Source organism: Microbacterium murale (assembly GCF_030815955.1).
Classification (GTDB): domain Bacteria; phylum Actinomycetota; class Actinomycetes; order Actinomycetales; family Microbacteriaceae; genus Microbacterium; species Microbacterium murale_A.
The window spans coordinates 3,616,068-3,635,629 of record NZ_JAUSXK010000001.1 but is presented as its reverse complement, the minus strand read 5'-3'; the positions used below and the strand labels follow the sequence as shown (position 1 = coordinate 3,635,629).

Genomic DNA, 19,562 nt, shown 5'->3' with positions numbered 1-19,562 from the left:
CTCGATCATCACCACGCGACGATGACTGACCCCGCCTCGTAGGTGGCGACGTCGTGCGCGAACGGCATCGGTGTCATCTGCTCTGCGTGCACGAGCCTCAGCTCGGGCAGCGCTTCGATGAGCTGCGTCACCGCCTCACGGATCTCGATTCGGGCAAGCTGCTGACCCACGCATCCGTGCGGCCCGTGGCCGAAACCGAGATGCCCGAATGCATCCCTTCGGATATCGAACGACTCGGGCTCCGCGAAGTGACGTTCATCGCGGTTGGCGGCGACGGGCGAGACCGAGACAGTCTGACCTTTGTGGAATGCGACCCCGTCGATCTCGATCTCCTCCGTGGCCGTACGTGGGAACAGAGTGATGAACATCGCACCGACGCGCATGAACTCCTCGATCGCCGTCGAGATGAGCAGCGGCTCTTCGCGGAGCGCATCCAGCTGATCGGGGTTCGTCAGCAGCGCGACCATGCTCGTCGAGATGATGTAGGCGACAGAGTCGCGCCCCGAGCTCATCAGCACGAACAGAGCACCCTCGACTTCCGTCGCCGACAGCTCAGAGCGAAGAAGGTCGCTCACGACGTCCTCGCCCGGATCAGCCTTCCTCGCGGCGATGACCTCACGGAGATAATCGAACTTCTGCTGGGTGGTCGAACTGGACACGAAGTGATCCCAGAAGCCCTCGACGAGATGCTCGGGAACACCGAGCACATCGCAGTGCACGAGCGTCGCGATCGGTATGGAGAAGTGCTCGGTGAGATCTGCCGGCGCTCCAGATTTTTGGAGCGCATCCAGCTGGGCACGGACGATCTCACCCACTTTCTCCTGCTTCGCACGGGCCGCACGCACGGAGAACCGACTGGTCACCGCTCTGCGGATGCGACCGTGCTGGGGCGCATCCAGACCGAGCAACCCGGCAGCGGCCAGCGCTTCGACGGCTCTGTCGTCGATCTCGTCGGCGTGCGCTTCTCCGCTGCGATGCGGAAAGCGCTGTGGCAATTGACTGAAACGCGGATCAGCGAGCACATCGCGCGCGAGGTCATGGCGAGTGACGATAAGCCCGTCATGCCCATCGGCGTATCGCAGCGGAGTCGCCGCACCTTCGTCTCGCCATTGCGCGAGCGTGGGTGACGGGTGCAGGGGTGTCCCGTCCGTGGGGAGCGTCCGAATCTCGTGGAAGGGGCAGGTCGCCGGAGGGAGCGAGTGCGAGGTTGTCATGGGTATTCCGTTCCTCTCCCGGCGGAGATCAGATGTCTCTCGCCGGATGAGGCGAGCAGGTCGGCGCGCGCGAGCCGGAACTCACGCGGCATGTTCCAGCCGATCAGCCCCTCGACAGCACCGCGGTACGTCGCGGCGAGCACGAAGCGATCTCGTTGAGGATCACCATGGAGCGTCGAGATCGTCGCGTCATGCGATACGCGCCCGCACGAGAGGATCCGGGTGCCGAAGAGCTCGGACCAGAAGAACGGGATGATCGGCGCCGAAGGAATGCCGTGCACAAGAGAACGCGCCACGGCCTGCGCCTGTTCGATGGCGTTCTGCTGATGCTCGACTCGCTGGTGAGTGCCAGATGATGCATCGAACCATGCGGCCACATCGCCGACGGCGAACACATGCGGGGCTGCTCGTCCGTGCGCGTCGCAGACGACACCGTCTGCGATTTCGAGCCCACTGCCACGCAGCCAGTCGACGGCCGGCCTGCATCCGACGGCCGCGACGACGAGATCTGCCTCGATGAGCGATCCGTCGGCGAGGCGTACTCCCCCGCCCTGCGCCCTCGCCCGCGCAGCGGAGACTGCAGACCCCAGCCGCAGTTCCACACCGTTCTCCGCGAGCAGAGACACGATGCGCGGCGACAGCGCAGTACCGAGACCACCGAAGCTCAGAGTCGGCGCTCGGCCGATCATCACCGTGTCGACCCCCGCGCCGCGCGCTACCGATGCGATCTCGCAGCCCAGCACGCCGGCTCCGACGATCGCGATGCGATCTGCTGAGGACATCGCGCCACGAAGTGCGATCGCGTCATCCAAGGTGCGCAGAGCGTGCACTGGATCAGACGCGGACACAGATTCCGTCTCCAGCCCACGAGCGACTGCCCCGGTCGCGATGATGAGATCCTCGTACCCGAGCACACGCTCGCCCACTTCGATCGTCCGTCCCGCGATGTCGAGTCGCCTGGCTCCTCGCCCGAGCATGAGTGCGATGTCGAGGTCGGCGAGCTGAGACGGTTCGCGGATAGCGGCCTGGGTCGGCCCCCATACTCCCTTCAGTACCTGCTTCGACAGCGACGGCCGCAGGTACGGCGCATGCATCTCTTCCCCGATCACCGCGATCGACCCCGAGAAGCCTTCGTCGCGAAGCGATTCGGCTGCCGTCAGCCCTGCGAGAGAGGCACCGACGATGATCACCTGGAAGTGCTGGATATGCGCTGTCATCGTGGATTCACCGTGATCGCGCGGGCAGGGCACAACGATGCTGCGCGCTGAGCGCTGGGCAGGTCCGCATCGCCAGGATGCTCCTCCAACAGGATCACGATGCCGTCGTCATCCTGATCGAAGAGCCCCCCGGCGACGAGTGCGCACTGGCCTGCCCCGACGCACGCATCGGTATTGACTGTGATCCTCATGAGCTTCAACGGGCTACCAGCCCTCGAGGCCCAACTGCTGCGCCTGCTTCTTCACGTCCTCGTCGTAGAGGGCCGCTGCGTCCTCTGCTGACCGAATCCCCGAGCCGACCTCGATCGTGATGTTCGGCAGGGACGGTCCCTTGACCGGTGAGAGGAACTCGAGTGCAGGAGCCGTCGCCTCCGCTTCGAAGTAGGCGTTCAGATCCTGAATCGCTGCGGGAGCATCTGCGGGGAGTTCGCAGGTGGAGATGACGTACGGGCCGCTCGGCACCCCCGTGGCCTGAAGGATCTCGCAGGCTTCCTGACTCGAGGCGATGAACTCGACGAGTTTCTTGGCCGCCTCCAATTGCGCTCCCTCCGTCGATCTGGGGATGTACAGCGCGTTCGGCTGCCAGACCGTGGCCTGGGTGTCGGTGGCGTCGTCAGCCGGCAGTGCGAAGAACCCCACGTCGTCGAGGCTGTCCGGGTGGTTCTGCGAGATGGCCGAGACGGCGCTCGTGAGGATCGGATAGTGCGCGCCGCTGCCCTCGGCGAGCATTGCGATCGCCTCATCGTTCAAGAGCGACGCGAAGTCCTCGTTGAACAGTCCGGCCTCGAACGCCTCCTGCTGATGCAGGAAGCCGGAGAACGCGGGCTGGTCCGAATATTTGGCCTCGTTGTCGGTGTATTTCGTCGCCCATTCCGGATCCTGATGCAGTACGTTCGCGAAGTCCGCGAGGACGAACAGCTGAGCAGTCCAGTCGTCACCGTACGCCTGGAGGATCGGCGCGACATCCGGCGCTGATCTCTTGATCTCCTCACCGTTCGCCAGGAACTCGGCCCACGACGTGGGCACTTCCAATCCGAGCGAGGCGTAGACCTTCTTGTTGTAGAGCACTCCACCTGCGAGCGAGGAGCCGTTCGGTGCGCCGTAGATCCCGTCATCCGTGCTCACAGTGCTCAGGAAGTCGTCATTCACCTTCTCGACCCAGGATTCGCCGGAAAGGTCGACGAGTTGATCATCCGGATTGAGCGCCTGCAGAAGCGAGCCGGTGTTGTAGAAGAACACATCAGACATCTCGCCCGTCGACAGCTTCGTCTTGGTGAGGTTGTCGCCCTCGGTTCCCGCAGGTTGTGTGTCCAGTTCGACGGCGATGTCGGGATTCGCCTTCTCGAATGCCTCGATCATGGCGGTCGCGGTCTCTGTCGTCAGCTTGTCCGTCTGGACCAGATAGCTGATGGTCGTCTTGCCGTCGGTCGCGGTGCCGGCGCTGCACCCCGCTGCGGCCGCCACTACAGCGGCTCCCGACAGCGCGGCCAGGCTGGCGCGCGTTCTCAGTGTGAACATGCTTTACCTCTCTGTGAAACAGTTCGCTCGGTTGCGTCAACTCAATATTCGACAGGTATTCAGCCTCGTTCTAGGGCAAAATTGTGTACATGTGTGCTGATCTTGTCTCTCCGCAAGAACGGATACGCGGGCGCCACGAGACACTCTCCCGTTACGGAATCGCTGCTGAACCATTTCCCGGATACGTGAATCCGGTGCTCGATCACCACGAGCTCGACGTCGTTCTCCTCACGTTCGTGCTCGCCGGCGAAGGACACCACGTGATGGATGGAATCGACCACCTGATCACCGGTCCGTCGTTCGCGATCACCCGCACCGGCGAGAAGCACGGGCTCATCACGGGCGATCGCCCTCTCGACGTGGTCAACGTGTATCTGGATGTCGACGATCATCCGCTGCCATCGCTGCGGCCGCCTCTCGATCTCGCGCTCGCCACCTTGATTCCGCTCGGGGCGTCGACGGCATCACGTATTCGGCTGCCACAGGTGTCGCTCGACGATGTCGATGACACCAGGGCGCTTCTCCGGATGATCGTCGCCGAGACGAACCGTCCTCACGATGGGACAGGCGAGGCCATGGACGCACTCAAGAAGCTCATACTCGTCACCTGTGCCCGACTGATCGCCGATCGTGGTTTCATCCCTGACACCGCGTCACTGGGTCGAGCGCATTCTGCGATCGAGACGGTGCGGGTCTACCTCGATCGCAACTACGTCGACACGCACACGCTCGAGTCCCTCGCGTCGATGGCGCACCTGGAGCGGACGTACTTCTCGCGGATGTTCGCGCGCTACACCGGGTCGACCGTCACCGACTATGTCGCGCAGTTGCGCGTGCAGTACGCGATGACCCAGCTTCGCGGCGGCGACCGCCCGATCTCGGACATCGCGGTGTCGAGCGGCTTTCGCGACCTCTCCCACTTCGGCCGCGTGTTCCGAAAACACTCCGGAACCACTCCCCGGGAGTATCGGCGCCGGCACTCGCTCTCGACCGTACGGCCGGTGGTTTAGTTCCGTGATTCCCCGGGTGCGCACAGGAACAACCCGTCGAGCAGCACGTCGGTCATGCGTGTCGTCTGCTCGCCGGTGTCGACCGAGCGATCCTGCGCGAGTCTGCTCAGGGCATGGATGAGCTCCTCCGCGCGGACATCGTCGCGGATGCTGCTGTCTCGCGCGCCGGCATCCAGGATGCTCTGAACCTTCGGCGCGAGCGTCCCGACGAAGTACTTGGGAAGCGATTGATATGCCGGGTCACCCGAGTGCAGCGCGCTCGCGAAGCCGCGCTTGGTGGCGACGAAGCCGGCGAATCGCGCGGTCCACCGGCGCAACGCCTCCGGTGGCGGGTACTCCCCTGCGAGACGACCGGCTTCGGCCGCCGTCGCATCGACCTCTCGACGGAAGACCGCGATGATCAGGTCCGAACGAAGTGGATAGTTGCGGTAGATCGTGCCGACTCCGACACCCGCGCGAGCAGCGATGTCGCGCATCGGCGCATCGACTCCGGACTCGGCGAATGCCGCTTTGGCTGCTTCGAGCACTGACTCCGTATTGCGTACCGCATCCGCGCGCTTGCGCCGAGGGGCGGAATCCTGCGCCGGGGTGCTCATCATCTTCATCCTCGCGTGACAAACGGAACGTTGTTCCGTATAGTTGCGGACGAGTGTTCCGCTTATTCAAGCTTACCGCGCGCGGCGCTCGGCTCCCACTGATCCTTGAAGGAGAATCATGCACTACCGACCACTCGGCCGTACCGGCATCCAGGTCTCACCTCTCGCCCTCGGGGCGATGATGTTCAGTTCATTCGGAAACGCCGACCAGAAGGAAGTGGACCAGATGGTGGCCCGCGCCCTGGACGCCGGCATCAATTTCATCGACACCGCCGATGCCTACGGAGAATCCGAGGACATGCTGGGCAAGGCGTTGCTCGGACGCCGAGACGACGTCGTGCTCGCTTCGAAGTTCGCTCGCCCCATCGGTGACGACCCGAATCACCAGGGTGCCTCACGTCGCTGGATCATCACCGCGGTCGAGAACTCGCTTCGTCGATTGAACACCGACCACCTCGATCTCTACCAGATGCATCGTCCAGATCCGCAGACGGATATAGAGGAGACCCTGTCAGCTCTCACCGATCTGGTGCGCAGCGGAAAGGTCCGCGCGATCGGCTCCTCTGACATGCCCGCCTCCGACATGGTCGAGGCCCAATGGGTCGCAGAGCGACGGGGCCTCGAGCGATTTCGGACTGAGCAGCCGCACTACTCGTTGCTGGACCGCTCGATCGAGCGAGAGGTGCTGCCCGTCGCACAGCGCTTTGGCATGGGCACGGTCATCTGGAGTCCGCTGGCCAGCGGAATGCTCACAGGGCGCGTCCGTCGCGGACAGGACACAGACCTGCGCCGCACTCGTCTGTTCGCCGCGCTTCGCGACGAACGCCGCATCGAGGCCGTCGAGCAGCTCATCCCGCTTGCGGCGGAAGCGGGCCTGCCGCTCACGCATCTGGCACTCGCCTTCGTGATCGCGCACCCCGGCGTGACGGCGGCCCTCATCGGGCCGCGGACCATGGAGCAGCTCGACGACCTCCTTGCCTCCACCGACGTACGACTCTCGGACGAGCTGCTCGACCGGATAGATGAGATCGTTCCGCCGGGCACGGGCGTCGGCAGGATGGACCAGGAGTACAACACTCCGCCCATCGAGTCCGCAGCGCTGCGGCGCAGGCCCGTCGGGGAGAGATCGGCGGCGTAGGCGAATCCGTCCGCAATCCATATGAAATGCAGAGAACCCCCGGAATTCCGGGGGTTCTCTGGTGTCGTGTGACCCCAGCGGGATTCGAACCCGCGTTACCGCCGTGAGAGGGCAGCGTACTAGGCCGCTATACGATGGGGCCGTCTTGCGGAGCTTTCCAGCCCCGCGACAACCGTTCAAGTATGCCATGGGTTTTCACGCTCCGCAAAATCGGCCCGAGCACGAGAAGATCCCGGGCGCGTCATCCTTGGAGCGGCGTTTGCCGCACGGACGAAGAAGGAGTTGACTCTCCTCATGCGCGTCACGAAGTTCGAACATGCCTCCCTCCGCGTCGACCTGGGCGGCGACACTCTGATCATCGATCCGGGGTCGTTCACAAGCCCGCTCGACGATCTGTCCGGCCTGGTCGGCGTCGTGATCACGCACGAGCACCCGGATCACTGGACGGCCGATCACCTTGATCGCATTCTTCGTGATGCGCCCGGCATCCCGATCTTCGCGCCTGCAGGCGTCGCCACCGCCGCCGCGGACTATGACATCACGGTGGTCGAGCCGGGCGACACCGTGAGCGCCGGCCCGTTCACGGTGCGCTTCTTCGGCGGCGATCACGAGATCATCCACTCGTCGCTGCCGAGGGTGCAGAATCTCGGAGTACTCATCAATGACGAGCTCTACTACCCCGGCGATTCGTACGCCGTCCCGGAGGGAGTCGAGGTCGGCACCCTCGCGGCACCTCTCGGCGCCCCCTGGCTGAAGATCGGAGAGGCGATGGACTTCGTGTTGGCCGTTGCTCCGCGACGCGCCTTCGGCGTGCACGACATGACGCTGTCAGTCATCGGCCGCGATATGCACCGCGCGCGCCTGAAGTGGGCGACCGAGCAGCATGGCGGCGAGTTCTTCGAGCTGGACCCCGGCGCCTCCCTCGACCTCTGATCGTGGCTCTATCCCCCGCGGCGGAACGACGCCTCGATGAGGCGGAGGTACGGATGCTGCTCGTGCAGGGCGCGCCGCATCTGGCACGTCGGACGTTGCAGCTCGTCGACGAAGGATGGGACAACGCCACCTGGCGACTCGGTGACGATCTCGCGGTGCGGATTCCACGTCGTGGCCTCGCCGCACCGTTGATCGAACACGAGCAGCAGGCGCTCCCCATCATCGGTCCGATGCTTGACGCCGTCGGCGTTCGCACCCCGATCCCCGTGGTCGACGGCAGAGCGACATCCGAATTCCCATGGCCATGGTCGATCGTGCCGTGGATCCCCGGCACGCATGCCCTTGAGAGGCCCCGCGCACGCAACGCCGCCTGGGCCCCCGAGCTCGCGAACGCGCTACGCGCGCTCCACCGGACCGCGCCTGCGGATGCGCCGCACAATCCGGTCCGAGGAATCCCCCTCGCCCAGCGCGACGAACGACTGCGCGAACTGCTTGCTCTCGTCCCCAATGCTCTCCGGTTGAGCATCGACAGCGCGTGGTCCGCCGGCCTTGCGGCTCCCGTCAGCACCGAACGGGTGTGGATCCACGGCGACTTGCACCCCGGCAACATCGTGATCGCCGGGGATCGGCTCTCGGCTCTCATCGACTTCGGGGATGTCACTGCCGGCGACCCCTCTTACGATCTCGCGATCGCTTGGATGGCGTTCGATGCGAAGGGGCGAGCAGCGTTCCGCCACGCGACAGCAGGTCGCTACGACGACGCGACGTGGGTGCGAGCGCGCGCATGGGCTGCGTCGGTCGCCGCGATCCTTCTCGTCCAGAGCGACGATCGCGACGGCTACCGGGCGCTCGGCCGGAGCACGGCCGCGGAGCTTCTCGCCAGGGACGTCACTGCGCCGCGCGCACCCTGATTCCTCGTGCGAGGTGGTCACGCTGTTCGATCACCAGGCGACGCAGAGCCGCCGGTGCGATCTGGTTCTCCGCGAGCCATGCGTCGACAGCATCCGTCGTGTCCGTCCCAGGGAACAAGCCGATCACGAGACGCCTGGCAAGTTCGATGCTGCGCACGCTCCACACCTCGGCAATGCGTTCGAAGTACTCGTCATCGAATCGAGCGATGAGATCTCGGCGGGCGCCGGCACGCACCCCGGCGATGATCGCGTCGAGGTGATCGTTGCTCAGGCTCTCATCGTTCCAGGCACGATCCCACGCCGCCGCCCGGACGTCGGCAGCAGGGCGTGAGGCCAGTGCACGTAGGGCCGCCGTGCGTCCATCGGCCGTGTCGTCGTGTCTCAATTCGTCTGCGATGTCGTCTTCGGACGAATTCCCCGTCGTCGCCAATGCGGTGATCAGCGACCAACGCAGTTCGGGATCGATCGGAAGGCCGGCCGGGCCGTTCCCTCCCAGGATCGCTCGTACCCGATCGGCACTGGCGTCGCTCACAGCGGATGCCGCGGCGAATGCACGTGCCCAGGCCAGTTGGGCATCGCTGCCCGGCAGCGCGGCATCCAGGGCGGCCTCTGCAGCCGCAAGCCATGCTGTGCGCTCCGCCTCGCGCCGTGCCACGGGAACGAAGTGCCCGATCGTGTAGGCGGTGTTCGCGAGCACGCCCGAAAGGAGTCCGATGTTCTCCTCCGCGGGTGCGTGGTGCCGCACGATGTCCAGGTAGGTCGCCGCAGGCATCTCACCGTCTCGGGTTGCATTCCACAGCGACGACCAGACCAGCGCGCGCGGCAGCGGCGCGAGCGTGGAGAGCGCCGTGGCGGCAGCGGCAACCGACGCCTCGTCGAGCCGGGCCTTGACATAACTCATGTCGTCGTCGTTCAGCACGATGAGGTCAGCAGCGGGCAACGAAACGGGGGTCCGCTCTGCCATGATGTCGAGTTCGATCTGCTCGCGCAGTACGAGCCGCCCCTCGATCAGGTCATACAGACCAACGCGCAGCCGATGCGGTCGTGGATCGCTCTGCATCAGGACCCGCTCGCCGGCGGCATCCGTCTCCAGCCAGAGCGTCGTGACACCGCTGGTCTCGAGCCACGACTTCGACCATGCCCGCACGTCGCGGCCGGAGACGTCCTCGAGCTGAACGAGCAGGTCGTCGAGGGTCGTGTTGCCGTACGCATGGGCGGCGAAGTAGCGCCGCGCACCTTCGAAGAACGGCTCCTCGCCGACGAACGCGACGAGTTGCTTCAACACCGACGCACCCTTGGCATAAGTGATGCCATCGAAATTGAGCTTCGCCGCCTCGAGATCGGGGATGTCGGCGACGATGGGGTGCGTCGTCGGAAGTTGATCCTGCTGGTACGCCCAGGCCTTGCGGTTCGCGGCGAAGCGCACCCATGCGTCGGTGAATCTGGTCGCCGCCGCCGATGCGTGCGAACCCATGTAGTCGGCGAACGATTCTTTCAGCCATAGGTCGTCCCACCAGCGCATGGTGACGAGGTCGCCGAACCACATGTGCGCCATCTCATGCAGGATCGTGTTCGCGCGCCCCCCGCGCTGGGCGTCCGTGGCTGCACCGCGCGGGATGTAGGCCTCGGTGAATGTGACGAGCCCGGGGTTCTCCATCGCGCCGAGGTTGTACTCCGGCACGAAGATCTGGTCGTACTTGCCCCAGGGATATGCGAACGCGAAGGCATCGGTGAAGAAGTCCAGGCCCTGACGGGTGACCTCGATGATCTCGTCCGCTTCGAGGTGTCGCGCCAGCGACGCACGGCAGAACACTCCGAGCGCGACCTCCTGCTCACCACGGGTCCAGGTGCTGTCGACGCGATGATAGGGGCCTGCGGCCACAGCAGTGATGTAGCTCGACAGCGGCAATGTCGGCGCGAACTCGACGGTCTGCCCGCTGTTCGTGACCCGGGTGGTCACGACGCTCTGATTCGACAGCACCTGCCAGTCGTGCGGCGCATGGACGATGAACGTGTACGCCGCCTTCATGTCCGGCTGCTCGAAGCACGCCATCACGCGCCGCGAGTCGGCGGGCTCGTACTGCGTGTAGAGGTAGGTCTCGCCATCGACGGGGTCGACGAAACGGTGCAGCCCTTCTCCGGACCTGCTGTAGCGGCCCGTCGCCTCGACGACGACGGTGTTGGATGCCACGAGCCCAGTGACTGCGATGCGCGCGCCGTCGTAGTCGACGGGGACATCGACCCCGTTCACGGTGACCCGGTTCACCGACTCGCCGATGAAGTCGATCCATGAGTCGGTCGCTGATGCCTCGAACTTCAGCGTGGTCGTCGTGCCGAACCCGCGCTGCTGCGGATTCGTTGCGTCTCGCAGGTCGAGCTCGACTCGGATCTGGTGCACATTGAACGTCGCCGATCGAGCGGCGGTCTCGCGTCTGGTCAGGTTCGCAGAACTCATGTCGTCCATCGTTTCACGGGAAGACTCCACCACTGTCAACAAGATGGCCCGGGAATGAGCTAAGCTAGAGCGACACATTCACGTTGACTTCCGGAATCTCCGGCTGTTCATCGGCCCGACTGCCTCACATGCATGGTGGCCACTCGATCATCGTCCTTCACCTACCTCACGCTCCCAGCCAAGAGACGCAGCGAATCTCCGCCGTCACACTGAGAGCCCCACAAACTGCCGAGCCGAACATCGTCGAGGCATTACGGGTCGAAGCTCGGCCCACGAACACAAAGGAAACACAGCATGGCCACTGGCACTGTCAAATGGTTCAACTCCGACAAGGGCTACGGCTTCATTGCTCCCGATGACGGATCCGCCGATGTCTTCGCGCACTTCAGCGCGATCCAGGGCAGCGGACACCGCAACCTCGAGGAAGCACAGAAGGTCGAGTTCGACACGGAGCAGGGCCCCAAGGGTCCCCAGGCGACGAACATCACCGCGCTCTGAACTAGAACACGCGAAGGCCCGATTCCCGCATTACGCGAGGATCGGGCCTTTTGCCGTCGTCCGCGCCCCCGTCCGGGCGCGGCACCCGATTTGACGACGCGACCACTTGCCGCGTAAATTACAGAACGGTAACGGTCCCACCCGAAGGGACCGACAGGAGCAGAGCGAGCCGTTCTGCATCGGAAGGATCCGTCACGACTTCAGTGCGACCCGAGCGCGCGCCCGACTCCGCCTCGGCACCCTCAGACACCCTCAACGCATCTCGACCGCAAACGCGACGCGAACTGCGCCGGTCTGCGACCCCGCCCGTCGCACCGCGTGAGTCGACTGCCTCGCCGCGCGAACCGGCCGAGCCTCTTCGCGATTCGACTGTTCCGTCGCGCGATTCGACAAGGCCGCGCGATTCGATGGAGCCGCCGCGCGATTCGACAAAGCCGCGCGAATCGACAAAGCCGCGTCGCCGTGCGACCCCGGCCGCGACGACGCCCCGCCGCCCGATCCAGCCCACGCATCGCCCGTGGGCGAAGACGAAAGCGCTGGGAGCCGCTCTGGCCGTCGGCGCGATGATCACGGGTGTGGCGCTTCCCTCACTCGGCCCTAGCGCCGACTCCGTCGCCGCCACCACCGCCGCCAGCACCTCGGCAGCGCTTGAGGAAGCCGCACAGTCATACAGCTCCACCGACGAGATCCGTGCTGAGATCGCCCCGCGCGGCAACTTCTCCGCAACGACACCGACTGAGATCGACGAGACGCGTTCCCGGACCGTTGCCGCTGCGCTGGCCGCCGGAATGCCGCTCGGCAGCGCCGTCGAGATCCCCATCGCCCACCAGGTCGTGATGCCGATGGCCGCCGGCGCATATTCGTTCACTGATGGTTTCGGCGCTTCACGACCAGGACGATCCCACCTCGGACAGGACTTCGCCGCGCCCGTCGGCTCACCGATCAACGCGGCGATGGACGGCTGCGTCTCGCGTTCCACCGAGAGCTTCGAGGGATACGGCGTGACGATCCAGATCGAGAGCGTCATCGACGGTGAGGCCGTCAGCACCGCGTACTCGCACATGAACTACGGCACGCGGGCAGTGGAGGTCGGCGACTGCGTCACGGCGGGCCAATACATCGGCGACGTCGGCTCGACGGGGTACGTGTTCGGTTCCTGCCTGCACTTCGAGGTGCACATCGACAGTGTCCCCGTGGACCCCATGTCATGGCTCACCGAGCACGTCGGCTGACACAGCCGATCTGACTCGCGATGGTGATCATCGCGAACGCAGCACCTTGAGTACGCACTGCTCCTCGACTGTGAGGTACTTCCGCGGTCGCATCCCCGCCATCGCTCGTCGCACGTCCGGGATGGTCACGCCATCCTCGAACGCGCTGAACACGCGCGGATCGATGTAGGAGTCCTTGGTGATCGCCGGGGTATTGCCCAGGCGGTCTGCGACCTGCGCGACGATGTCCCGAATCACCGCAGCGTCCTCGTCCGCGGCGCCGGGCTCGCTCTCGACGGCGAGCAACGCGGAGGTCGCGAGCAATGTGCCGCCCCACGTGCGGAAGTCCTTCGCGGAGAACTCTTTGCCCATGTGCTTCTTCACGTACGCATTCACGCGCGTGCTGTCGATGTCGCGGATGATGCCGTCTTCGTCGAAGAAGCGGAAGATCTCGTATCCGGGCATCTCGTTCAGCTGACGGATGATGCGGACGATCTGCGGATCACGAACCGTCTTGACGTGTCGCTTCCCGCTCTTGCCGACGAAGTCGAAGGTGACCTTGGTGGAGGAGACATCGGCGTGCTTGCGGCGCAGCGTGGTGACCCCGTAGTGACTGTGCTTCCGGGCGTACTCCGCATTGCCGACACGGAAGAACTCCTGGTCGATGAGCTTTACGATGCACGCGATGACCTTGTCTTCGCTGAGACGGCGTCTGCGCAGATCGTGATCGACCTGCTTGCGCAGACGCGGCAGACGCTCGGCGAACCGCAGAATGCGGGCATACTTCTTCCTCTCCTGCCGGCGTCGATACGCGGGACTGTAGATCGCCTGGCGTCGACCTGCGTCATCGACTCCCCGAGCCAATACCTTGGCGGACGAAGAGCGCGCGATCTCCACGTCAGTCCATGCCGGAGGGATGGCGAGTGCGTCTATTCTTGCGATCTCACGGGCGCTGGTGATGCGCCGGCCCGCGCTGCGGTAGACGATGCCGCCGCCATCCTGCTCACGCGTGATCGACAGTCGTGACATGGGATCCTCCCGTCGATGAACGCCGCTTCGGATACTCTCGCGTCGACGTCGGTAAACCAAGAAAACCCCCGCAGGAGCGGGGGTTTTTCTGTGGCTGGGGTACCTGGACTCGAACCAAGAACAACGGTACCAGAAACCGCCGTGTTGCCAATTACACCATACCCCAAGGGCGAAACCAGAGCCTCGCACCGAGAGACAACTCTACCCGATATTCACGGAGCGGCCAAAACGCCTGTCCCCGCTCGGCGCGTCTTCGCCGCCGGCCTTGGTTCCGTGCGGCGGCGCTAGCCGCGAAGAACCTCTACCAGTGCAGCGAGGCGCTGCAGCGTGGCATCCTTGCCGATCAACTCCATCGACTCGAACAGCGGCGGCGAGATGCGTCGCCCCGTGATCGCGACGCGTGGGGGGGCCGTACGCCACACGTGGCTTCAGCTCCAGACCTTCGACGAGGGCACTTGCGAGAGCATCCTGGATGGTCTCCGGCGTGAACTCGGAAACAGGCTCAAGAGCTGAGATGCATGCCTCGAGCACCTCCGCTGCGTTCGCGGGGAGGCCTTTCAGCGCATCCGCATCGTATGAGATCTCATCCGTGAACAGGAAGCCCAGCATGCCCGGCACATCGCCCAGCAGCTGTACGCGTTCCTGCACGAGCGGTGCCGCGCGGAAGGCGAGAACGAGCTGCTCGTGAGTCGGCTCATCGAACAGTCCGGCAGCAGCCAGATACGGGATCGTGCGTTCGGCGAAGTCCTTCACCTCCAGCATCCGGATATGGTCGCCGTTGATCGACTCGGCCTTCTTCTGGTCGAAGCGTGCCGGGTTCGGATTCACGTTCTCGATGTCGAACGCGGCGATGAACTCGGCCAGCGAGAAGATGTCGCGGTCTGGACCGATCGACCATCCGAGGAGTGCCAGGTAGTTGAGCAATCCCTCGGGGATGAAGCCGCGTTCGCGGTGCAGGAACAGGTCGGCCTGCGGGTCGCGCTTGGAGAGCTTCTTGTTGCCGGTCTCCCCCAGCACCAGCGGCATGTGCGCGAAGCGCGGGACGAAGGTCGTGACGCCCGCATCGATCAGCGCTGCATACAGCGCGAGCTGGCGCGCCGTAGACGGCATCAGATCCTCGCCGCGCAGCACGTGGGTGATGCCCATGAGGGCATCGTCGACGGGGTTCACGAATGTGTACAGCGGGACCCCGTTCGGACGTACGACGACGAAGTCAGGGAAGGATCCTGCCGGGAACGTCACCTCGCCACGAATCAGGTCGACATACGTCAGATCCTCATCAGGCACTCGCAGGCGCAGAGCGGGCTGGCGACCCTCCTCGCGGAAGGCGGCCTTCTGCTCATCGCTCAGGTCGCGGTCGAAGTTGTCGTAGCCGAGTTGCTTCGCGCGTCCGTTCGCCTCGTTGCGCGCGTCAATCTCCTCGGCGTTCGAGAAGCTCTCGTACAGGGCGCCCGAGGCGAGGAGCTTGTCGATCACTCCACGGTAGATCTCGTGCCGCTGCGACTGGCGGTACGGCTCATGCGGCCCACCGACCTGCACGCCCTCATCCCAGTCGATCTTCAGCCACGTGAGCGCGTCGACGAGCTGCTGGAAGCTCTCCTCGCTGTCGCGGGCGGCATCGGTGTCTTCGATACGGAAGATGAGCTTGCCGCCGTTGTGGCGCGCGTACGCCCAGTTGTAGAGAGCCGTGCGCACCATCCCCACGTGCGGCAGGCCTGTCGGCGAGGGGCAGAAGCGGACGCGGACGTCGGCACCTGAAGCGGTCGTGGTGAGGGGGTGAGGGGTAGCCATAGCCCCTCAATCCTACGCGTGCAGCCGACGCGCGCCCGCCTGCTCAGCGAGCGGTGCCGACTGCCACTGCCGCCCGGTGATCGAGCGCCACTCTGCCGTCGAGAGAGTGCTCTTCGCACAGCCGGTCGAACGCACGCGCATACCTCGCGCGCTCACTCGCATCGAGTGACAGATACAACGCACCCGCCGAAGCCACCCCGCCCTCAGCGGATCGCCAGAGCTCGTCGGCGGTGGCCCACCAGGTCCAGCCGAGTTCGGAGACATCGACCGCGTGCCACCCGCCTTCTGACAGCATCCGCCCGAAACCAGCCGAGGTGCGCTCGAAGTCCTTATCCGGCGGCAGTCCGGTGCCGGCCGGCGCGGCGAGTCCAGCACGCTCCGCGACGCCCTGCCAGAACCAGGAAGGCGAGACGACCCATATCGTCGCGATCATCACGCCGCTCGGCTGCACTACGCGAGTGATCTCGCGTGCCGCAGCTCGCGGATCCGGCACATGGTTGAGGACGAAGTTCGCAGTCACAGCGTCGAATTGAGCCCCGGCGAACGGCAGCACAGGCAGCGCTCCGTCGATGACTGCCAGCAGCGGATGCTCTCGTGCGGCCACGGCACGCATCGTCGGCTCCGGTTCGCAACCGGTCACAGACCACCCGACATCCGCCAGCTGCGCGGCAAGCGCGCCGGTGCCAGATCCGACATCCAGCAGCCGACGACCATGAGCAGGTCCGAGTCGGCGGACGAGATCGTCATGCGTTCCGGCACAGAGCGACGCGTACGACGCGGCATACGCCTCGCCGACACCTTCCCACGATTTCACGTCCGAGTCCGCCCGAGGGGCGAGAGCACCACGATGACGACGACGAGGACGGATGCCGCGATCCCCAGCCCCGAGTACTGGAAGTTCGAGAGCACGACGCCCGCCAGCACGGCACCGGCCGCAGCGGACAGGCTCATCAGCGAGTCGCTGCGTCCCTGGCGTCGCGTTCGCAATTCCGGCGCACTCGCCTCGGTGAGCAGGGCGGCACCTGCGACAGTGGCGGCGCTCCAGCCGAGGCCGAGCAGGATCAACGCGACCATCACGCCCCATGCCTGGTCGTTCACGAAGACGGCGAAGGCGAGAGCTCCGGCGAAAAGCACCTGGCCGAGCAGCACGACGCGCAGTCGTCCCCACCTGTCGGCGAGGATGCCGAATATCGGCGACAGACCGTACATCCCCGCGACATGCAGAGCGATCGTGAAGCCGACGAGAAGCGAGACGTCGGCGCTCGACGCGTGCCCCGCGTGCATCCCGTGCGCCATGTGCGACAGATGCACGGGCGTCATCGCCATCACCGACGCCATGACGACATGCGAACCCGCGATCGCGAAGATCGCGTAGCGGGCGACCGTCGGGCGATCCGGCACGACCAACGGCGCGGACAGCGACGCCGCGGCATCCTTCGCGAGCCGCTGCGCGGTGAGCAGCGGATCCGGACGCAACGCGACGACGTAGAGGATGAACGCCGCCGTCTGCGCGATCAATGAGAACAGGTAAGAACCGGTCTGCGCCGGCATGCCGATCGCCTGACCGACGATCTCCCCCGGCCCCAGCAGCAACGGACCCGCGACGCCGCCGATCGTCGTCGCCCAGACCACCACCGAAAGGTCGCGGCCTCGGTGCTTCGGCGCAGCGAGGTCGGTCGCAGCGAACCGGGACTGCAGATTGCCCGCATTGCCCGCGCCGATCATAAGGATCCCGACCAGCAGCAGGGGGAAGACGCGCAGGGCGGCAGCCAGGATGACGACACCGATACCGACGAGCGCGAACAGGTTGCCGAGGGTCAACGCGCGTCGGCGTCCGACTCGGCTCGCGAGCCGCGCGAGCGGAATGGCGCACAGTGCTGCGCCGAGCGTCACCGACGCGGTGGCCAACCCCGACAGTGCATCATCGCCCGACAGATCAGCCGCCAACAGGGCGCCGAGCGACACAGTGGCGCCGAAGGCGATACCGCCGAGTACCTGGCCGAGCGACAGCACGAGAACCGTGCGCCGCTGCACGGCCGCCTGATCGACGCCCGTGAGAGTCGTCATGCCACAGGGAGTGCGTCGCGCACGGAGTTGCGCAGAATGCCCAGCCCTGTGACCTCGACCTCGACCGTGTCACCTGCGGCGAAGGGTCCCACACCGGCGGGAGTTCCGGTGAGGATGACATCGCCGGGCAGCAACGTGAAGACGGCGGATGCGTACTCGATGATCGCCGGGACCGAGTGGATCATGTCGCTCAGCGGTGCATGCTGGCGCACCTCACCGTTCACACGGGTTTCGATCGTGGCATCCTTCGCGTCGAAATCGGTCTCGATGACCGGCCCCAGCGGACAGAACGTGTCGAAGCCCTTGCCGCGCGTCCACTGGCCGTCCCTCTTCTGAAGGTCGCGCGCTGTGACGTCGTTGCCGACCGTGTATCCGAACACGTAGTCGAGAGCATTCTCGGCCTTGACGTTCTTCGCGATGCGGCCGATGACCACGGCGAGCTCGCCCTCATGCTCTGTGCGCTCGGAGATCGCCGGACGCACGATCGTGTCGCCGGGGCCGATCACCGAGGTGTTCGGCTTCAGGAACAGCAGCGGCTCTTCCGGCGCCACTCCCCCCATCTCGGCGGCGTGATCGTGATAGTTCTTGCCCACGCAGACCACCTTCGACCGCGGGATCACCGGCGCGAGCAACGCGGCATCCGAGAGTGGCACCCGCTCACCGGTCGTGTCGTAACCCGCGAACATCGGGTCACCGGCGAGGACGACGAGCTCCTGCTCGTCGACGATGCCGTAGCGGATGGCGTCATTGTGGCTGAACCGAGCGATCTTCACCGCTCCAGCCTAGCGACCCCGTCGCTCACGCTCACTGCTCGCGACTGAATGCGCCGAGACCCCGGCTTCGTGTCGAGACCCCTGGCTGTTCGCGTCGGGGCCCTGGGGTCTCGGCAACAAGACGGGGTCTCGGCGAAGAATCATCCGGGTGGGTGGATGCCGAATGCGGTCAGCCGTGCGCCGAGTGCGTCGGCACTCCTGATGTGAATGCCGCCCCAGCGACGAACTCCCCACCCCGTGACGCCGCGCACATCGTCCTCGCGACGCTTCTCCGCCAGTACGGCATCGGCCGGCGTCGGCGTCGCGCGCAGCTCCGGTTCAAGATACTTGCCCTCGCCGTCGAACTCCCCGAACATCCGCGACCGGGGGAATCCGAAATCCATGAAGTAGTTGTCGCCCTCCGCCCCGACCACGTGCACCTGCAGGTCGATGTCGCTGAACCCCAGCCGCGACAATTGCAGCCGGCTCACGCTCTCGCCGGGAAGCTGCGCTCGACCGTCTGCGAAGCCCACCGCCCAGCGCACCTTGCGAACGCTGCGCAGGCCAGGAGCCGCCAATCGCAGCACGTCGTCCCGCCACTGCTCCGCAACCACGGCATCCTGAGCCTGACCGGACACAGCGATCATTCTGAGCGCCGCGTCCGCTGCGGAGATCGCCGCTTCCGGGGACACGGTCCGGACCATGTCGAAGACCGTTCTCGCCAGCGACGTGCAGCGCAGACCGTGCCGCTCCACGATGTCGTTCTCGGCGACGTCGATGTCATGGCGCGCGATGCCGGCGACCGTGCGCGTATGACGGGTCCCCTGGATGAGGGCGTGAACGACCCCGTCGGGCACGCGGTACAGCGGCAGGCCCCAGAGCACGCCCGCAGACATCTGCATGAACGCCGGAGACTCTCCCGGACTGGATCGGGCGTGGGAGATGACCCGCAGCAGATGCCGCCCCTCCGCCCACAGTTCACGCCACGAGTCGCCGTCGACGTAGAACCCTCGGTGCACGCGGATGAGGGTTTCCGAGGCGACGAGGGCGCGCAGCTGCCTGTCGGTGATCCCCGTGGCGACGAGGGAGTCGCGCGACCTGAGCATCGCGTCGGCCTGTTCGAAGTTGATCCGTCTCGGCATCCAGCGATCATGCCCGCTGCCGCCGTCCTGTGCCTTCGATCCTCAGCTCACGTGCGCCCCGCGTGCTTGTGCAGGACGAG

At 65.5% G+C, this 19,562-nt stretch carries 17 protein-coding genes, 2 tRNA genes and 1 pseudogene; 6 read left to right on the top strand and 14 right to left on the bottom strand.

Annotated elements, in window-relative coordinates; all coding sequences use genetic code 11:
- Window positions 1–8: 8 nt before the first annotated feature.
- From QFZ46_RS17535 to QFZ46_RS17520, 4 genes are read right to left on the bottom strand one after another with little or no spacing between them, the layout of a single operon-like run.
- Entirely contained in the window at window positions 9–1,214 is a 1,206-nt protein-coding gene (locus QFZ46_RS17535) for a cytochrome P450 (RefSeq protein WP_307363505.1), read from the bottom strand.
- Entirely contained in the window at window positions 1,211–2,431 is a 1,221-nt protein-coding gene (locus QFZ46_RS17530) for an NAD(P)/FAD-dependent oxidoreductase (RefSeq protein ID WP_307363502.1), read from the bottom strand. Before QFZ46_RS17530 ends, QFZ46_RS17535 begins: the two co-directional genes overlap by 4 nt.
- Window positions 2,428–2,622 carry a ferredoxin gene (locus QFZ46_RS17525; protein ID WP_307363500.1) on the bottom strand — a complete coding sequence of 65 codons (195 nt, stop codon included), beginning with the start codon at window positions 2,620–2,622 and terminating at the stop codon, window positions 2,428–2,430. The genes QFZ46_RS17530 and QFZ46_RS17525 overlap by 4 nt, the downstream gene beginning before the upstream one ends.
- 13 nt (window positions 2,623–2,635) lie before the next feature.
- A complete protein-coding gene (locus QFZ46_RS17520) occupies window positions 2,636–3,949 on the bottom strand; it encodes an ABC transporter substrate-binding protein (RefSeq protein WP_307363498.1) in 1,314 nt (437 codons plus the stop codon).
- Window positions 3,950–4,038: 89 nt separating this feature from the next.
- On the opposite strand from QFZ46_RS17520, the gene QFZ46_RS17515 reads away from it, so the two are divergent.
- Window positions 4,039–4,959 carry an AraC family transcriptional regulator gene (locus QFZ46_RS17515; protein WP_307363496.1) on the top strand — a complete coding sequence of 307 codons (921 nt, stop codon included), beginning with the start codon at window positions 4,039–4,041 and terminating at the stop codon, window positions 4,957–4,959.
- On the opposite strand, the gene QFZ46_RS17510 is transcribed toward QFZ46_RS17515, so the two are convergent.
- Window positions 4,956–5,558 (bottom strand): TetR/AcrR family transcriptional regulator, encoded by a 603-nt coding sequence (locus QFZ46_RS17510; RefSeq protein WP_307363494.1) that lies wholly within the window; start codon window positions 5,556–5,558, stop codon window positions 4,956–4,958. The two genes, QFZ46_RS17515 and QFZ46_RS17510, sit on opposite strands and share 4 nt — an antisense overlap.
- 115 nt (window positions 5,559–5,673) lie before the next feature.
- Between QFZ46_RS17510 and QFZ46_RS17505 the strand changes: the two genes are divergently transcribed.
- Window positions 5,674–6,693: an aldo/keto reductase gene (locus QFZ46_RS17505; protein WP_307363492.1), complete on the top strand. Its 1,020-nt coding sequence runs from the start codon at window positions 5,674–5,676 to the stop codon at window positions 6,691–6,693.
- A 69-nt stretch (window positions 6,694–6,762) separates the two neighbouring features.
- Here the strand turns inward: QFZ46_RS17505 and QFZ46_RS17500 are convergent.
- Window positions 6,763–6,835 (bottom strand) — tRNA-Glu (locus tag QFZ46_RS17500).
- Window positions 6,836–6,987: 152 nt separating this feature from the next.
- Here QFZ46_RS17500 and QFZ46_RS17495 point away from each other — a divergent pair.
- On the top strand, window positions 6,988–7,626 hold the full coding sequence (locus tag QFZ46_RS17495; RefSeq protein WP_307363490.1) for an MBL fold metallo-hydrolase: 639 nt from the start codon (window positions 6,988–6,990) through the stop codon (window positions 7,624–7,626).
- Between the two features lie 2 nt (window positions 7,627–7,628).
- On the top strand, window positions 7,629–8,537 hold the full coding sequence (locus QFZ46_RS17490) for an aminoglycoside phosphotransferase family protein (protein ID WP_307363489.1): 909 nt from the start codon (window positions 7,629–7,631) through the stop codon (window positions 8,535–8,537).
- Here the strand turns inward: QFZ46_RS17490 and pepN are convergent.
- Window positions 8,515–10,992 carry an aminopeptidase N gene (gene pepN, locus QFZ46_RS17485; RefSeq protein WP_307363487.1) on the bottom strand — a complete coding sequence of 826 codons (2,478 nt, stop codon included), beginning with the start codon at window positions 10,990–10,992 and terminating at the stop codon, window positions 8,515–8,517. The two genes, QFZ46_RS17490 and pepN, sit on opposite strands and share 23 nt — an antisense overlap.
- A gap of 294 nt (window positions 10,993–11,286) precedes the next feature.
- Here pepN and QFZ46_RS17480 point away from each other — a divergent pair, with 294 nt between their 5' ends.
- Window positions 11,287–11,490 (top strand): cold-shock protein, encoded by a 204-nt coding sequence (locus tag QFZ46_RS17480; protein ID WP_033104556.1) that lies wholly within the window; start codon window positions 11,287–11,289, stop codon window positions 11,488–11,490.
- Between the two features lie 407 nt (window positions 11,491–11,897).
- Window positions 11,898–12,722, top strand: coding sequence for a M23 family metallopeptidase (locus QFZ46_RS17475; RefSeq protein ID WP_307363484.1), 825 nt, complete (start codon window positions 11,898–11,900; stop codon window positions 12,720–12,722).
- 27 nt (window positions 12,723–12,749) lie between these two features.
- Here QFZ46_RS17475 and QFZ46_RS17470 read toward each other — a convergent pair whose 3' ends face one another.
- From QFZ46_RS17470 to QFZ46_RS17440, 7 genes and pseudogenes are all read right to left on the bottom strand, one after another.
- A complete protein-coding gene (locus QFZ46_RS17470) occupies window positions 12,750–13,730 on the bottom strand; it encodes a DNA topoisomerase IB (protein ID WP_307363482.1) in 981 nt (326 codons plus the stop codon).
- 91 nt (window positions 13,731–13,821) lie between these two features.
- Window positions 13,822–13,896: transfer RNA gene (locus QFZ46_RS17465), tRNA-Gln, on the bottom strand.
- A 118-nt stretch (window positions 13,897–14,014) separates the two neighbouring features.
- Window positions 14,015–15,521, bottom strand: a pseudogene (gene gltX / locus QFZ46_RS17460) (glutamate--tRNA ligase).
- A gap of 43 nt (window positions 15,522–15,564) precedes the next feature.
- On the bottom strand, window positions 15,565–16,335 hold the full coding sequence (locus tag QFZ46_RS17455; protein WP_307363478.1) for a class I SAM-dependent methyltransferase: 771 nt from the start codon (window positions 16,333–16,335) through the stop codon (window positions 15,565–15,567).
- Window positions 16,332–17,588: an MFS transporter gene (locus QFZ46_RS17450; protein WP_307363476.1), complete on the bottom strand. Its 1,257-nt coding sequence runs from the start codon at window positions 17,586–17,588 to the stop codon at window positions 16,332–16,334. The genes QFZ46_RS17455 and QFZ46_RS17450 overlap by 4 nt, the downstream gene beginning before the upstream one ends.
- Window positions 17,585–18,361, bottom strand: coding sequence for a fumarylacetoacetate hydrolase family protein (locus QFZ46_RS17445; RefSeq protein WP_307363474.1), 777 nt, complete (start codon window positions 18,359–18,361; stop codon window positions 17,585–17,587). The genes QFZ46_RS17450 and QFZ46_RS17445 overlap by 4 nt, the downstream gene beginning before the upstream one ends.
- A gap of 140 nt (window positions 18,362–18,501) precedes the next feature.
- The gene (locus QFZ46_RS17440; RefSeq protein WP_307363472.1) at window positions 18,502–19,482 is read right to left on the bottom strand and encodes a hypothetical protein; all 981 of its coding nucleotides are present in this window, start codon (window positions 19,480–19,482) and stop codon (window positions 18,502–18,504) included.
- Between the last annotated feature and the right edge of the window lie 80 nt (window positions 19,483–19,562).

Excerpts from the sequence above, each read along its gene's own strand:
- QFZ46_RS17450 (WP_307363476.1), bottom strand. The coding sequence starts at position 17,588 with ATGACGACTCTCACGGGCGTCGATCAGGCGGCCGTGCAGCGGCGCACG.
- QFZ46_RS17535 (WP_307363505.1), bottom strand. The coding sequence starts at position 1,214 with ATGACAACCTCGCACTCGCTCCCTCCGGCGACCTGCCCCTTCCACGAG.
- QFZ46_RS17505 (WP_307363492.1), top strand. The coding sequence starts at position 5,674 with ATGCACTACCGACCACTCGGCCGTACCGGCATCCAGGTCTCACCTCTC.
- QFZ46_RS17480 (WP_033104556.1), top strand. The coding sequence starts at position 11,287 with ATGGCCACTGGCACTGTCAAATGGTTCAACTCCGACAAGGGCTACGGC.
- QFZ46_RS17530 (WP_307363502.1), bottom strand. The coding sequence starts at position 2,431 with ATGACAGCGCATATCCAGCACTTCCAGGTGATCATCGTCGGTGCCTCT.
- QFZ46_RS17470 (WP_307363482.1), bottom strand. The coding sequence starts at position 13,730 with ATGTCACGACTGTCGATCACGCGTGAGCAGGATGGCGGCGGCATCGTC.
- QFZ46_RS17525 (WP_307363500.1), bottom strand. The coding sequence starts at position 2,622 with ATGAGGATCACAGTCAATACCGATGCGTGCGTCGGGGCAGGCCAGTGC.
- pepN (WP_307363487.1), bottom strand. The coding sequence starts at position 10,992 with ATGAGTTCTGCGAACCTGACCAGACGCGAGACCGCCGCTCGATCGGCG.
- QFZ46_RS17440 (WP_307363472.1), bottom strand. The coding sequence starts at position 19,482 with ATGCCGAGACGGATCAACTTCGAACAGGCCGACGCGATGCTCAGGTCG.
- QFZ46_RS17515 (WP_307363496.1), top strand. The coding sequence starts at position 4,039 with ATGTGTGCTGATCTTGTCTCTCCGCAAGAACGGATACGCGGGCGCCAC.
- QFZ46_RS17495 (WP_307363490.1), top strand. The coding sequence starts at position 6,988 with ATGCGCGTCACGAAGTTCGAACATGCCTCCCTCCGCGTCGACCTGGGC.
- QFZ46_RS17510 (WP_307363494.1), bottom strand. The coding sequence starts at position 5,558 with ATGATGAGCACCCCGGCGCAGGATTCCGCCCCTCGGCGCAAGCGCGCG.
- QFZ46_RS17520 (WP_307363498.1), bottom strand. The coding sequence starts at position 3,949 with ATGTTCACACTGAGAACGCGCGCCAGCCTGGCCGCGCTGTCGGGAGCC.
- QFZ46_RS17475 (WP_307363484.1), top strand. The coding sequence starts at position 11,898 with ATGGAGCCGCCGCGCGATTCGACAAAGCCGCGCGAATCGACAAAGCCG.